The sequence below is a fragment of the Flavobacterium poyangense genome (assembly GCF_011751075.1).
Lineage (GTDB): Bacteria > Bacteroidota > Bacteroidia > Flavobacteriales > Flavobacteriaceae > Flavobacterium > Flavobacterium poyangense.
The window spans coordinates 50,664-64,603 of sequence record NZ_JAALLN010000005.1 but is presented as its reverse complement, the minus strand read 5'-3'; the positions used below and the strand labels follow the sequence as shown (position 1 = coordinate 64,603).

Annotated in this window: 14 protein-coding genes; 8 read left to right on the top strand and 6 right to left on the bottom strand. The window is 35.8% G+C overall.

Annotation, left to right across the window (positions count from 1 at the left end):
- Positions 1–107 precede the first annotated feature (107 nt).
- Complete coding sequence (locus G3A47_RS11065; RefSeq protein ID WP_166922244.1) at positions 108–1,031, top strand: helix-turn-helix domain-containing protein; 924 nt, start codon at positions 108–110, stop codon at positions 1,029–1,031.
- Positions 1,032–1,203: 172 nt separating this feature from the next.
- A complete protein-coding gene (locus G3A47_RS11060) occupies positions 1,204–1,968 on the top strand; it encodes an SDR family oxidoreductase (protein WP_166922243.1) in 765 nt (254 codons plus the stop codon).
- Between the two features lie 90 nt (positions 1,969–2,058).
- On the opposite strand, the gene G3A47_RS11055 is transcribed toward G3A47_RS11060, so the two are convergent.
- The 3 genes from G3A47_RS11055 to G3A47_RS11045 all read right to left on the bottom strand — a co-directional run bounded on the left by G3A47_RS11055 (position 2,059) and on the right by G3A47_RS11045 (position 4,349).
- Positions 2,059–2,535, bottom strand: a complete 477-nt coding sequence (locus G3A47_RS11055; protein ID WP_166922241.1) for a PepSY-like domain-containing protein — start codon at positions 2,533–2,535, stop codon at positions 2,059–2,061.
- Between the two features lie 78 nt (positions 2,536–2,613).
- Positions 2,614–3,312: a LytR/AlgR family response regulator transcription factor gene (locus G3A47_RS11050; RefSeq protein ID WP_166922239.1), complete on the bottom strand. Its 699-nt coding sequence runs from the start codon at positions 3,310–3,312 to the stop codon at positions 2,614–2,616.
- Complete coding sequence (locus tag G3A47_RS11045; RefSeq protein ID WP_166922503.1) at positions 3,312–4,349, bottom strand: sensor histidine kinase; 1,038 nt, start codon at positions 4,347–4,349, stop codon at positions 3,312–3,314. Before G3A47_RS11045 ends, G3A47_RS11050 begins: the two co-directional genes overlap by 1 nt.
- A 163-nt stretch (positions 4,350–4,512) precedes the next feature.
- Between G3A47_RS11045 and G3A47_RS11040 the strand changes: the two genes are divergently transcribed.
- The 6 genes from G3A47_RS11040 to G3A47_RS11015 all read left to right on the top strand — a co-directional run bounded on the left by G3A47_RS11040 (position 4,513) and on the right by G3A47_RS11015 (position 12,203).
- A complete protein-coding gene (locus G3A47_RS11040) occupies positions 4,513–5,898 on the top strand; it encodes a TolC family protein (RefSeq protein ID WP_166922238.1) in 1,386 nt (461 codons plus the stop codon).
- 12 nt (positions 5,899–5,910) lie between these two features.
- Entirely contained in the window at positions 5,911–9,195 is a 3,285-nt protein-coding gene (locus tag G3A47_RS11035) for an efflux RND transporter permease subunit (RefSeq protein ID WP_166922236.1), read from the top strand.
- On the top strand, positions 9,185–10,273 hold the full coding sequence (locus G3A47_RS11030; protein WP_166922235.1) for an efflux RND transporter periplasmic adaptor subunit: 1,089 nt from the start codon (positions 9,185–9,187) through the stop codon (positions 10,271–10,273). The genes G3A47_RS11035 and G3A47_RS11030 overlap by 11 nt, the downstream gene beginning before the upstream one ends.
- Positions 10,274–10,493: 220 nt before the next feature.
- The gene (locus G3A47_RS11025; protein ID WP_243860418.1) at positions 10,494–11,294 is read left to right on the top strand and encodes an AraC family transcriptional regulator; all 801 of its coding nucleotides are present in this window, start codon (positions 10,494–10,496) and stop codon (positions 11,292–11,294) included.
- Between the two features lie 88 nt (positions 11,295–11,382).
- Complete coding sequence (locus G3A47_RS11020; protein ID WP_166922233.1) at positions 11,383–11,802, top strand: DoxX family membrane protein; 420 nt, start codon at positions 11,383–11,385, stop codon at positions 11,800–11,802.
- A gap of 56 nt (positions 11,803–11,858) precedes the next feature.
- Complete coding sequence (locus G3A47_RS11015; protein WP_166922231.1) at positions 11,859–12,203, top strand: cupin domain-containing protein; 345 nt, start codon at positions 11,859–11,861, stop codon at positions 12,201–12,203.
- Between the two features lie 64 nt (positions 12,204–12,267).
- On the opposite strand, the gene G3A47_RS11010 is transcribed toward G3A47_RS11015, so the two are convergent.
- From G3A47_RS11010 to G3A47_RS11000, 3 genes are all read right to left on the bottom strand, one after another.
- Positions 12,268–12,831, bottom strand: a complete 564-nt coding sequence (locus G3A47_RS11010; RefSeq protein ID WP_166922230.1) for a hypothetical protein — start codon at positions 12,829–12,831, stop codon at positions 12,268–12,270.
- Between the two features lie 44 nt (positions 12,832–12,875).
- Positions 12,876–13,181 carry a hypothetical protein gene (locus G3A47_RS11005; protein WP_208328359.1) on the bottom strand — a complete coding sequence of 102 codons (306 nt, stop codon included), beginning with the start codon at positions 13,179–13,181 and terminating at the stop codon, positions 12,876–12,878.
- 232 nt (positions 13,182–13,413) lie between these two features.
- Positions 13,414–13,632, bottom strand: coding sequence for a hypothetical protein (locus G3A47_RS11000; RefSeq protein ID WP_166922228.1), 219 nt, complete (start codon positions 13,630–13,632; stop codon positions 13,414–13,416).
- Between the last annotated feature and the right edge of the window lie 308 nt (positions 13,633–13,940).

Below are 13,940 nucleotides of genomic sequence, written 5' to 3'. Positions count from 1 at the left end.
GCGCACCTTGCGGTTAAACTCAACACAAAGATTGAAACCTGAAACCTGAAACTTGAAACCCCTCCCACTTCCTATAATTTCGTATATTTGAATTTTACAATTCGCTTATGAAAACACTAGAATCATTTTACAGAGATATTACAGAAGGTTCTACTGTAGAACCAAGCTCTTTATTACCAAATGATATTAAAAAAGAAATTGGTCATTTTAATGTGTTTGATATTAAGGAAGTTTTAGAAAGACTTCAGGGAAAGGCCATAATGCCTTATGACCGAAGAGCCTATTACAAAATAAGTCTTATAAAAGGCAAAAACAGAGCCGAATATGCAGACAAAATCATTGAAATTGAGCAATATGCACTCTTGTTTGCCACTCCGAAAATTCCCTACAATTATCTCCCGCAAGATACCGAGCAATCCGGGCAATTTTGTGTGTTTACCGGTGAATTTTTATCCAAAAATAAAAGTGGAATCGATCTTGATGAACTTCCTATTTTCACCACAGATGGATATCCTATTTTTCAACTTTCGCAGGAAGAAGTTACTGAAGTTGAACTGATATTCAATAAAATACAAAAAGAAATCAATTCTGATTATGTTTACAAATATGATCTGATCCGAAATTATGTTGCCGAATTAATTCACTTTGGGCAAAAACTACAGCCTTTGACTGCCTTATATTCTAAGCACAATTCAGGAGCCAGAGTTTCTTCTTTATTTGCCGAATTGTTAGAAAGACAATTCCCCATCGAATCTCCACATCAGCGACTTACACTGAGAACTGCAAAAGATTTTGCCAACAGATTATCTGTTCACGTGAACCATCTTAATAAAGTACTGAAAGAAAACACCGGAAAAACTACAACCGAGTTAATCAGTACTCGTCTGACCAACGAGGCCAAAACACTTTTAAAACAAACGGATTGGAATATCTCTGAAATTGCATATTCATTAGGTTTTGAAGAGCTGGCCCACTTTTCTAATTTCTTCAAAAAACAAACTTCATTTACCCCCCTCGCCTTTCGCGCATAAAACTATGATTTGATTTTTGCAAATATCGGTTTGAAATTTACAATTCACTATTCTCCCTTCACTTCTACCTTTGTCTTCTCTATTTAAAAGATGATTTATCAAGCAACAAAATTACCAACACCGTTTGAGCAATCATCTTCATACAATGTATTCGAATTAAAACAAATATAAAATGGCAACAAACACAAAAATCGCCTTAGTAACAGGTGGAAGCAGAGGCTTAGGAAAAAATATGGCATTGGCTATAGCCAAAAAAGGAATCAACATAATTCTGACTTACAACAGCAAAAAAGATGAAGCAGAAGCAACGGTAAAAGAGATCGAAAACTTAGGCCAAAAAGCCGTAGCCATTCAATTGAATGTATCGAAATCAAACACTTTTGATTCTTTTCTGGCAGAAATACAAACGGCTTTAAAAGACAGCTTTGATACAGACAAATTTGATTTTCTGATAAACAATGCCGGAATCGGGATTCACAAACCTTATATCGATACTACAGAAGCAGATTTTGACGAGTTAAGCAACATACAATTTAAAGGTCCGTTTTTCCTAACTCAAAAAGCACTGAATAACATGAATGATGGTGGTGCCATCGTAAATATTTCTACAGGACTGGCTCGATTTTCATTCCCCGGTTATGCTGCCTATGCTGCAATGAAAGGGGCGATGGAAACTTTAACTAAATATCAGGCCAAAGAATTAGGCGCCAGAAAAATCAAAGTAAACATTGTCGCTCCGGGTGCCATCGAAACCGATTTTGGACATGGAGCCGTAAGAGACAATGAACAATTAAATCAACATATCGCCTCATTAACGGCTTTGGGAAGAGTTGGTTTACCGGACGACATTGGAGGTGTCGTGGCCTTTTTATGTACAGAAGATGCCCGTTGGATCAATGCACAACGTATTGAAGTTTCAGGCGGAATGAACTTATAATTCAGTTTTAAAACAAGAAACCCGACAGCTTGTAAAAACTGTCGGGCTCTTCCTTTTGTAATATAATTGAGTTAGTAAGATTTCTTTTTTTTAATCTTTTTGAATGATCACATCAAAACCTCCGTTTTTATCAAAAACAACATCATAAAATTTCCCCTCTTTTTTGATTCCGACTTCATAAGTTATTTTGTTTTTATAATCCGTAATTATTGCTATTTCTCGAATCGCATTAGCCGGATAATTTGTTTTCAGATAAGTCTGCGCTTTTTGCGGAAGCTCAGTCAACGGAATTTGCTTCTCGAAAGCTTTTAAATTTCCTGAATTATCATAAACGGCCAGCGCTTTTGTCTTTGTTGTAAGATTGAATTTTGCTTCATATCTAATTTCGTCATTGTCATCACCTACATATTCCATTGACCAAAACGGTTTTTTATTGGGATATCCTTTTTCAAAAGCAAATTTGACAACCTCAGGCGGAGTAACCACTTCTTTAACAGGAGTAACCATTTCTTGCGCCATCAAATAACTACTGCATAACAAAACAATGATTAAGAAAATATTTTTCATGACTCCAACTCTTAAATTAAAACACTCCTAAATAACGTAATGAAATTACTACTTTAAAATGAATAACAGATGAATTTTTTATTTTTTTAATCGATCAGACAATTCTCTTTTATAAGTAATTCCGATCGGTAATTTTTCTTTTTTAATACTCACAAAATCTTTCTCGGTACTTTCAATTTTATCTAACGAAACAATATAGGATTTATGAATTCGCATAAAACTTTTCTCCGGAAGACATTTTTCCAGCTCTGTTGTTGTAATAGAGGCTAAATATGTTTTTCTGATTGTATGCAACTTCACATAATTACCAAAACTCTGAGCAAACAGCAGCTGATCTAATTCGATATCAACAAAATAACCGTCTACTTTCACACTAACCGTATTAACAATTGTTTCTTCTTCTATGGCTTTTATACTTTCTGTTGCAAAAAAACGATCAATCGCTTTTAAGAACCTTGGAAAATAAATCGGTTTAAGCAGGTAATCAATTACACCGTAATCATAACTTTCAAGTGCAAATTCAGAATAAGCTGTCGTTAAAATAGTTTTAGGATGCATCGGAAGAATCTTTAGCAACTCCATCCCTGAAATCTCGGGCATGTTGATATCCAAAAACATCAGATCGACTTTGTTTTCCCGAAGATAATTCATGGCTTCAATCCCATTATACCCTTGAAAAACAAGTTCCAATTGCGGATTCTGTTTGATATAATTTGCCAGCACATAATGCGCAGCCGGCTCATCATCAACAATAATACATTTTTTGGACTCTTTCATTACACGAATTTTTTCAGTTGCACTTTCAAATCAACGATATACGTATTTTTATCGTCCTGAATATCCAGTTTATAGTCTTTTCCATAAATCAGATTCAATCGTTCAATTGTATTTTTCAAACCAATTTTAGTCGAAACGACATCCGTTTTCTTCTTAGGAATAGAATTCACAACATGCAGGTGCAGTAAGCCGCTTTCTACCGTAACAATGATCCGTACAAAACATTTTTCGATCGCACAGGTTCCATGTTTAAAAGCATTTTCTATAAAGGCAATCAACAACATTGGCGAGACTTTATAGGCGTTTTCGTTGTCTATTTTACAATCGTAAGTGATTTCACAACGATAGCCTACCCGCTCTTTTTCAAGTTGTACGTAACTGTTTATAAACTCCAGCTCTTCTTCTAAAGAGACACATTGTTTGTTATTACTTTCGAGCTGATACCGCATTAATTGCGAAACTTTCATAATCAAATCCGGCGTTCTTTCAGGAAATTCTAAACTGATGCCGTAAAGTGTATTAAAAGTATTGAATAAAAAGTGTGGATTCAATTGTCCTTTTAACGAATTCAACTGCATTTGATTGAACAATAACGTTTCATCAGTTTGTTTTTTGTGAATCCTGTAAAACTTAAAAACAATTATAGGACTCAAAATGCAAACCAATGTCCCCAATACACTGGCCAACTGATAAACATAACTCCTCTGATGCGAATTTTGATACAGACGACAATTGCTAAATACATCCATCCTCGTCATTTCATATAAAACCAAAGAAAACAAAAACACACCAAATAAGGTCAAAAAGATATACGTTAAAGGTCTTCTGGTTTTGAAAAGTACCGGTAGCAGAAAAAAACGATTGAATTGCGCATGCAAATACAAAACGCAATAGAAAAAAATCCCCATTAAAATAGAAGTCGCGGAGCTAAACAACATCCAGTCATTCTTTAAGGTATAGATGGTAAAGGAAAAAGAGACAACAGCAATCTCCTGCCACCATCTATTATCCAGTATATTATCAAATTTTTTGTTCATTCTCATTATTAAATAGTTTACAAAGTACGAACAAATATTTAATTTATATTTCCATTAAATGACAAATTCAATTGGTCATTTATTAGTGTCTTACATCATTTAAGATGACAAAAATCATCGGGAGTCAAATAATTTTGGTACATCATTTTACACTTTGAGTTATATGTATTTCAAAAAAATTACCTTTCTATTTTTCTTGATTTTTGCCTCAATTGGTTACTCACAAACCTTGTCTTTAAAAGAAGCCCTAAAGACAGGTCTTGAAAACTACGGTTCCATCAAAGCAAAAAACAACTACGCCAGTGCTTCGCGGGAAACACTCAAACAATCCCGTCGCGATTATTTGCCTAATTTAAATTTATCTGCGCAACAAGATTACGGAACAGTCAACGGACAAAACGGACCACTTTATGGTTTTGGAGGTCTTGGAGTTGCTTCCTCGGGATTACCCCTTCCGGAACAAAACTGGAATTCAGCATTTGGTGCCCTTTATCTGGTCAACATGAACTGGGATTTTTTCACTTTCGGAAAAACGCAGGAAAAAATCAATTTATCAAAAATTGATGTTCGGGCCAAAGAAAAAGATCTAAAGCAGGAAAAATTCCAACAGGAAATCAAAATTTCAGCCGCTTACTTAAACTTACTGGCAAGTCAAAGATTATTGATTTCACAACAAAAAAATCTAGCGCGTGCAGAAGTGTTCAAAAAAACGGCTGCAGCCAGAGTTAAAAACGGATTATTAGCCGGTGTAGATTCGACTTTAGCCACTGCTGAAGTTTCTAAGGCTAAAATTGCTTTAAACCTCGCTAAAAACTTCGTTAAAGAACAAAACAACAAATTAGTTGATTTAATGGGGGTTGCATCACAGGACTTTGTTACCGATACACTTTTTGTTAATCAGATTCCGAAAGAACTTGTAAACAACAACATCGCAACAGACAGCCTTCATCCTTTATTACAACTTTATAAAACAAAAATCGATTACAGCAATCAACAGGTCAAATTGTACAAGCGTTTTTATTACCCGACCATGAGTGCTTTTGGTATTCTGCAAACACGAGCTTCAGGATTTGACTCTTCTTATGCAGTGGATCAAACGGCTTTCAACAGAAATTATTGGAATGGTGTAAATCCGGATCGTAGTAATTATTTGATTGGAATTGGAATCACCTGGAATTTAACAACACCTTTCAGATCAAGCAAACAAGTCAGTGCACAGAAATTTGTTTCTCAGGCTCTGCAGGAAGAATACAATCAGGCGGACAGAGAATTGAAATCACAATTGGTCTTTGCCGAAGATAAAATCAAAATTACGCTCGATAATTATGCGGAGGCCCCAATTCAGGTTAAAGCAGCGGCACAGGCTTATTTGCAAAAATCAACTTTATATAAAAACGGACTTACCGATTTAACTGATTTAACACAGACTATTTACACACTAAATCGTGCTGAAATTGATCGCGATATCGTCAACAATAATGTTTGGCAGTCCTTTTTATTGAAAGTAGCCGCAACGGGCAATTTTGACTTATTTATAAACGAATTTTAATTACAGATCCTAATGAATTTAATACGTTTTGCACTCCGCAAACCCATTTCTATACTGGTTATGGTTGCCGGTTTATTTTTCTTCGGAATTGGCGCCATAAAAGACATTAAGGTAGACATTCTTCCTAAAATGAATTTGCCGGTTATCTATATTGCACATCCTTTTGGAGGGTATACTCCGGATCAGATGGAGGCTTACTTTGCGAAAAATTATGTCAATATTTTACCTTTTGCCAACGGCGTAAAATCTGTTGAAACCAAGAATGTTCAGGGGTTGATGATTATGAAGTTGACCTACTACGAAAATACCAATATGGCTCAGGCAGCAGCCGAGTTAAGTGCGTTGTCTAACAGGATTCAGGCAGCATTTCCACCCGGAACCCAGCCTCCCTTTATCATTCGTTTTGATGCTTCTTCTCTGCCGATTGGTCAATTGGTACTGAGCAGTAAAATTAGGTCTAATAATGAATTACAGGATTTAGCCAACGTTTATGTTCGTGCTTCTTTTACTTCGATTCCGGGTTTACTTTCGCCTGCGCCTTTTGGTGGAAGTCCAAGAACAGTGGAAGTAAATGTAGACCCCGATTTATTGCGTTCGCATAATATGACGCCCGACCAGATTGTTGAGGCAATTCGTCTGAACAACCAAACCGCTCCTTCGGGAAATGTTAGAATTGGTGATAAAAACTATATTACGCCAACCAACAACACCATTAGAGAACTTAAGGATTTTGAACAGATTCCGTTGTTCAAAGGTGGCGTTCAGAATTTAAAATTAGGTGATGTGGCCACAGTAAAAGACGGTGCCGATATTACCAACGGTTATGCATTAGTAAATGGAAAACGTTCGGTTTATATCAGTATTGCAAAAGCCGGAGATGCTTCGACCTGGGACGTGGTTCAGAAATTAAAAGCGGAGCTTCCAAAAATTCAAAGCACTTTACCCGAAGATGTAAAATTGTCTTATGAATTTGATCAGTCCGTTTATGTAATCAATTCGGTTAAAAGTTTAATTACGGAAGGAATAATCGGAGCGGTTCTGACCGGATTAATGGTTTTACTTTTCCTTGGTGACCGACGTGCTGCCCTGATTGTAATTTTAACGATTCCAATTTCGATTATTTCGGGTGTTCTGTTCTTAAAATTATTCGGGCAAACCATCAACTTAATGTCTTTAAGCGGATTGGCTTTGGCGATTGGAATTTTGGTGGATGAAAGTACCGTAACGATCGAAAATATCCATCAGCATCTCGATATGGGGAAACCCAAAGCACTTGCCATTTGGGATGCTTGTCAGGAAATTGCATTGCCAAAATTATTGATCTTATTGTGTATTCTTGCCGTATTTGCTCCGGCATTTACTATGGTCGGAATTCCCGGAGCCTTATTCTTGCCATTGGCTTTGGCAATTGGATTCTCGATGGTCTTTTCATTTTTACTTTCTCAGACTTTTGTACCTGTAATGGCGAATTGGTTAATGAAAGGACACACCGCACCTGCACACGACCCAAGCATTACCGATGACGAAGCCGAATTTAACGAATGTGGTCTGACACCTGAATCTGAACAAGATTTGATTTCTCAGAAAAAGGTAATGATCGAAAGAGAGGACACCAACAGAGATGGCAAAATAAGTGCTTTTGAGCGTTTCAGAATTCGATTTATGAAAACATTGGATCGTTTGTTACCACACAAAAAAGCAACCAGTTTAATCTATCTTATCGGAATTACCGTTCTGGCAGTAGTGTTTCTGAATTTTATTGGAAAAGATGTTTTCCCTAAAGTAAACTCAAGCCAGTTTCAGCTCAGAATGCGTGCGGAAGACGGAACCCGTATCGAACGTACTGAAGAAAAAGCAATCCTGATTTTAAAAGAAATCAACAAAATGGTTGGTAAAGAACATGTGGGAATCAGCTCGGTTTATGTGGGGCAGCATCCATCTTTGTTTTCAATCAACCCAATATATCTTTTTACTGCCGGTCCTCATGAAGCTGTTTTTCAGGTGAGTTTAAAAGAGTATCATGTAGATATGGATGATTTTAAAGATGAACTAAGAGCAAGAATCAAAAAAATTCTTCCCGATGTCAAACTGACTTTTGAACCAATTGAGCTTACAGACAAAGTATTGAGCCAGGGTTCTCCTACTCCAATTGAAATTCGAATTGCAGGAAAAGACAAAAAAAGAAATGAAGTTTACGCGAATCAGATTGTTGAAAAACTTCAGAAAATAGCCTATTTCAGAGACGTACAAATCGGACAGCCGATTCACTATCCGGCGATGAATATTGATATCGACAGAACACGTGCAGCAGAATTAGGAGTTGATATGAATGATATTTCGAGATCACTTATTGCTTCTACTTCTTCTTCAAGATACACCGAAAAAAATACCTGGATAGATGAAAAAACAGGTTTATCGGTTGCGGTTCAGGTACAAGTTCCGCTTAGTCAAATGAAAAGCAAAACAGATATCGGAGAAATTCCGGTCTTAAAAAACTCGCTACGTCCTGTGTTAAGTGATGTAGCCAAAATTACACCGGGTGTTGTAAACGGTGAAAATGACAATTTAGGGGCCATGCCATACATTACCGTTACAGCCAACATCTACCAAACCGATTTAGGTACGGCGACAAAAGATGTAGCTGCAACAATAAACGCTTTGGGTGAATTACCGCGCGGATTATTCATTTCACCCATTGGTTTAAGTGCTGTATTGAGCGAAACATTAAGTAGTTTACAAGTTGGGTTATTGGTTGCCATCATGGTAATCTTCTTAATGTTGGCCGCTAATTTTCAGTCATTCAAAGTCTCGCTGGTTATTTTAACTACAGTTCCTGCGGTTGTTTTAGGAGCGTTATTAATGCTTACACTTACAGGCTCTACTTTGAATTTACAATCGTATATGGGAATCATTATGTCGGTCGGTGTTTCAATCGCAAATGCCGTTTTATTGGTTACCAATGCCGAACAATTGCGCAAACGAAATGGTAATGCACTCGAATCTGCCCGTGAAGCTGCAGCTTTGCGTCTTCGTCCAATTATCATGACTTCTGTGGCGATGATTGCGGGAATGTTACCAATGGCAATTGGTCATGGTGAAGGTGGTGATCAGGTTTCGCCTTTAGGAAGAGCCGTTATAGGTGGGTTATTATTCTCCACTTTTGCTGTACTGCTAATCCTGCCTCTGATTTTTGCCTGGGCACAGGAACATACCACAACACAATCCCTTTCATTAGATCCTGAAGACGAAGAAAGCATCCATTATATCTCAACATTAAAACCAAAAAATGAAAAATAAAATTATATCATCGACCGCATTATTTTTTGCTGCACTGTTTTTTCTAAACAGTTGCAACTCAAAAAAAGAAAAAACGGTAACTGCCGAAATTGAACCTAAAACAGCAACTTTTCTTCTAACAAAAGAAAAACTAACAACAGAATTGCGTTTACCGGCCGAACTAACCGGTTTTCAGCAAGTAGACTTATATGCTAAAGTCAGCAGTTTTGTAAAAACACTAAAGGTTGATATTGGATCTGAAGTCAAAAAAGGACAACTTTTAATTGTTTTGGAAGCTCCTGAAATCAGTTCACAATTGGCCGCAGCAGAGTCCCGATTAAAATCAATGGAAGCCATTTATGCCACAAGCAAAAGCACTTACAACCGTTTGTACGAAACAAGCAAAGTTGAAGGTACTATATCTAAAAATGATTTAGAAATGGCAAACGGAAAGAAAAATTCTGATTATGCGCAATACCAGGCGGCAATTGCGGCACACAAAGAAATTTCGATCATGAGAGGTTATCTCGAAATCCGTGCTCCTTTTGACGGAGTTGTAGCCGCCAGAAATGTCAATCTGGGAACGTTTGTAGGTCCGGCAGGAAAAGGTTCTGATTTGCCTTTATTGACGATTCAGCAACAGGATAAATTGCGTTTAGCGGTTTCGATCCCGGAACTGTACACAGGATATTTACACCAAGGCGACGAAATGAGTTTTAATGTAAAATCTTTACCGGATACTTTCAAAGCCAAAATCCAGAGAATGTCCGGAGCATTAGATTTAAAACTACGTTCAGAACGTGTCGAAATGGATGTTCACAATGCCAAAGGAAACTTATTACCCGGAATGGTAGCAGAAGTTTTACTGCCACTTAATGCCAAAGACAGCACCTTCGTAATTCCTAAATCGGCTTTGGTGGGTTCTGCGGAAGGTACATTTGTAATCAAAGTTATCAACCACAAAGCAACCCGAATTAATGTCAAAAAAGGAAGAGAAATAGAGGATAAAATTGAAATATTCGGTGATTTGAATCCAAATGATAAACTGGTAAAAATTGCTAGTGAAGAAACTAAAGAAGGTGATGTTATAAACGAATAACAACCCTCTAACTTTTTAACCGCAAGGTGCGCAAAGGCATACGCAAGGTGCGCAAAGTTTTATTTATTAAAAGCTTTGCGACCTTTGCGAAAAAAACTTTGCGCACTTTGCGGTTAAACATACAAACTAAATCCAAGCCCACAACCTGAAACTTGAAACAAGAAAAACTCTAACAAAAAAACCTTACTTTTATCCTACATAATTCCAAATCGAATTCATCATGCAGGAAATGATAACCCTAAAAACATTTGATCAGGCAACAGATTTAGAGCAGCCAAGACGTGTATTAAAATACATATTGATCTTTTGTACTTCCGGAACAACTACTGTTTCTGTAGATGAGAATGAATTTACACTAAGCGAGAAATCCGTTTTGACCATTACTTCGGGACAAATTCATTATTTCAAAAATATAAACAATGCAACAGGATACATTTTAGAATTCACCTACAATTTCTTTTGCAAAGACGACAACGACATGGAATTGATTTTCCACAATGGTTTGTTTTGCCATTTTGCCATGAATGAAATGATCCGTGTTGAGAATGGTGAAATTATAAGCAACCAATTAGAAGAAATTAAAAAAGAACTGACAATAACTCCTTATCAATATTTAATCTCCGTTCACAGCCGAATCGAATTGATACTAATTGAAATCAATCGCACTAAAATAAACCGAGGCGATGAAATTTACAAACCCGATGCTTTATTTCTACATTTCCTGGAAACGGTTTTAAAAAATTTCGACAAAAATCTTTCCGTTACAGAAATCGCCACTCTAATTGGAACCACGGAATCTAAACTAAACGAACTCTCCAAATTGCACACCAATAAAACGGCGCAAAATGTTATTTTCGGATTGCTTATTTCTGAGGCTAAAAGACTTTTTAACTACGAAAAATTATCGGTAAAAGAAGTCGCTTATGCATTGGGGTTTAATGATCCATTCTATTTTTCTAATTTCTTCAAGAAACACACCAACATCTCTCCAAAGTCCTATAAAGAAAATGTACTAAACTAATAGTACATGCTTTTTCGGGAATTCTCTATTCTTTCGGACGCTTCATTGTTACAACTTTGTATATCAATAATTAGTAACAAAAAAGTATATGAAAAAATATCACGATCACTCTGTTTTCCTTTTGCGGATTGCATTAGCAACGGGTTTTCTATCAGCCGTTTCAAGTCGGTTAGGATTACTTGGCGAATATTCTTCCGGCTGGGAAAATTTTCTACTTTATGCCGAAAAAGTAAATTCTTTTGCTCCCAAAAGCAGTATTCCGACAATAGCATTACTTGCTACATTTAGCGAAACACTTCTAGCCATTCTCTTAGTATTAGGCTACAAAACACGATTTGCTTCTGCCGCAGCATGCCTTCTAACCTTTATGTTCGCACTTGCCATGACGTATTCTTTTGGAATAAAAGAACCATTAGACTATTCGGTGTTTGTATTTTCTATGGCGGCTTTTCTTTTGTCGACGGTAGAAAATTACAAATGGAGTTTAGATGGGATTAGTGAAATGTAAAATGCGAAATACAAAATGTAAAATACTAAAAATTAACAATTTAAAAATCAATAAAAATGGAAAAACAAATCACAAGAACCAGCGAAATCAATTGGAAGCCTCTAGTAGAAGAAGGTATTAATACAAACGGAATTTCGGCAAAAATTTTATGTTTTGATCCGATTGCCAAAAGACCTACGGCATTTCTGTTAAAATTCGAAGCCGGTGCTTCCTATCCCAATCATGTTCACCCTGCCGGAGAAGAAATCTTTGTTCTAGAAGGCGAAATCCGCTCCGGAAAAGACGAATTAAAAAAAGGTGATTATTTGTACATGCCACCCGGAAGTACGCATTCTGTATTTACTAAAACAGGCTGTACTTTGTTGTTTAAAGTTCCGGAGGAGGTTATTATTTTGAAATAGACATTTGAACAAAAAAGCCTCTGCATTTGCAAAGGCTTTTTTATGGAATGTTTATTAGACTATTTTAAAAACAATCTAATTCATAACTTTTAATTAATTCAATTACTCCTTCAACACCATTAATTTTTAAGGTTCTATTTTCTACCTTTTCCAATGTAACCGGGCAATCGTTAATCTCACGAGTAATAACTTTTTTTGAAACAAGTCTGCTTAAGCCCATTGCTTCCATATAAGATGTTTTTCCATTGTTAGGTCTTTGCACCACGAAAAAATTCACTTTTGCATAGCCCGGTTGTATCACTTTAAATAACTTAAGCTTATTTGAATACAGTAATAATCCAAATATGTTGTCTTCAATACTGACAAATTCAACTCGCTTATCAATATTAATGAAACTAAACGACTTAACTTCTGAAGGGAGATATTGTTTTTTTTTGTTTGCGGTATTATAAACTGTTAATTTGTTCTGAAACTCCATAATCATTAGATTTTGGAATGAATAATTACCCTCTATTTTACAATCTTTTATTGTATCATTATTTTTAGTAACAATCTCAACATTAACTTTTTGACCTACCGATTTTAATGATAACAGAAAAATAAAAACTGTGAAACATAAATTTCTCATAAATTTTTGGTTTTTAGATATTTAGTGAGTAACAAATATAAAGTTTAATTTGTAAATATTCCTTTGCAATAACTTAATAGACTCGCAGTATCGAATTTATAAACCAACTTATATTCTTTATCAAGAAATTCTAATCTATTAGCTGAGTTGAGTTCTTTTAGTGTTTCAATACAATCTAAGACATCTTGTTTACATTCGTGAACTGTAGCGCCACCACCGACAATGGCTTTTTCATTTACTGCATATGCCCAAAAACCATCCTCATTTCTTTCGATAATAATTTTAATCGTCTTCATTTCTTTTATTTGTTTTTTGGTTAAAATCCCGTCTCTTATCTTAATTTCTGCCACTTATGAAAAAGATTTTTTACTTATAATGTCGTACTTCAAAATAATAAGCCCTTGCACCTTAGTGTTTCTAACGCCTACGACAGCGCTTGCGGTCGTTTCCAACTCCGCACACGTACTACAAGGGCAAATTTATCTAACATATTGGTAGTCCCTTTTGCAGTAATTCTAATAAAAAAACCTCGATTCTCTCAAAATCGAGGTTTCAAAATTTTAAAATCTAATCTAACAGATTTTACTCTTTATCCAAATAAGGATTTAAGATTTCTGCTAATTCATTCAACCAATAAAAGTTGTTTTCTAAGTTGGTTGATTGCTGTTCCTTCATACCTCCTAGGGCAAGCGTGTAATTTACTTGTCGCAATACTTTAGCCATATCTCGTGGAGCTATTGCATTGTTAAAAAAATCAACTAGCCTAGTTTCGGCTTCTTTTGAAAAGGTGTTTGTACTCATAACGTGAAGATTTAAGAATAAAAGCCCTCATACCTTAGCAGTCTTACGCTTCTTCACGGCGTCAAAGTCCTTTCGGAACTTTACTACATAGTACAAGAGCAAATTTTAATGCGTCCTTAATGTGAAGATTTAAGAACTGCAAAAATATATTTATTTTCTTACGTAATTGATTTTTATCAAACTTTAACTCAATGATTTATTTATCTGTTTACAAATAATTTATAACTGTAAATCCATCTTAACTATCTAGCACTGCAAATCTATCTTTTTACCTTTAAAAAAATTAAAAGTAAAATTTGAAAGAGCGA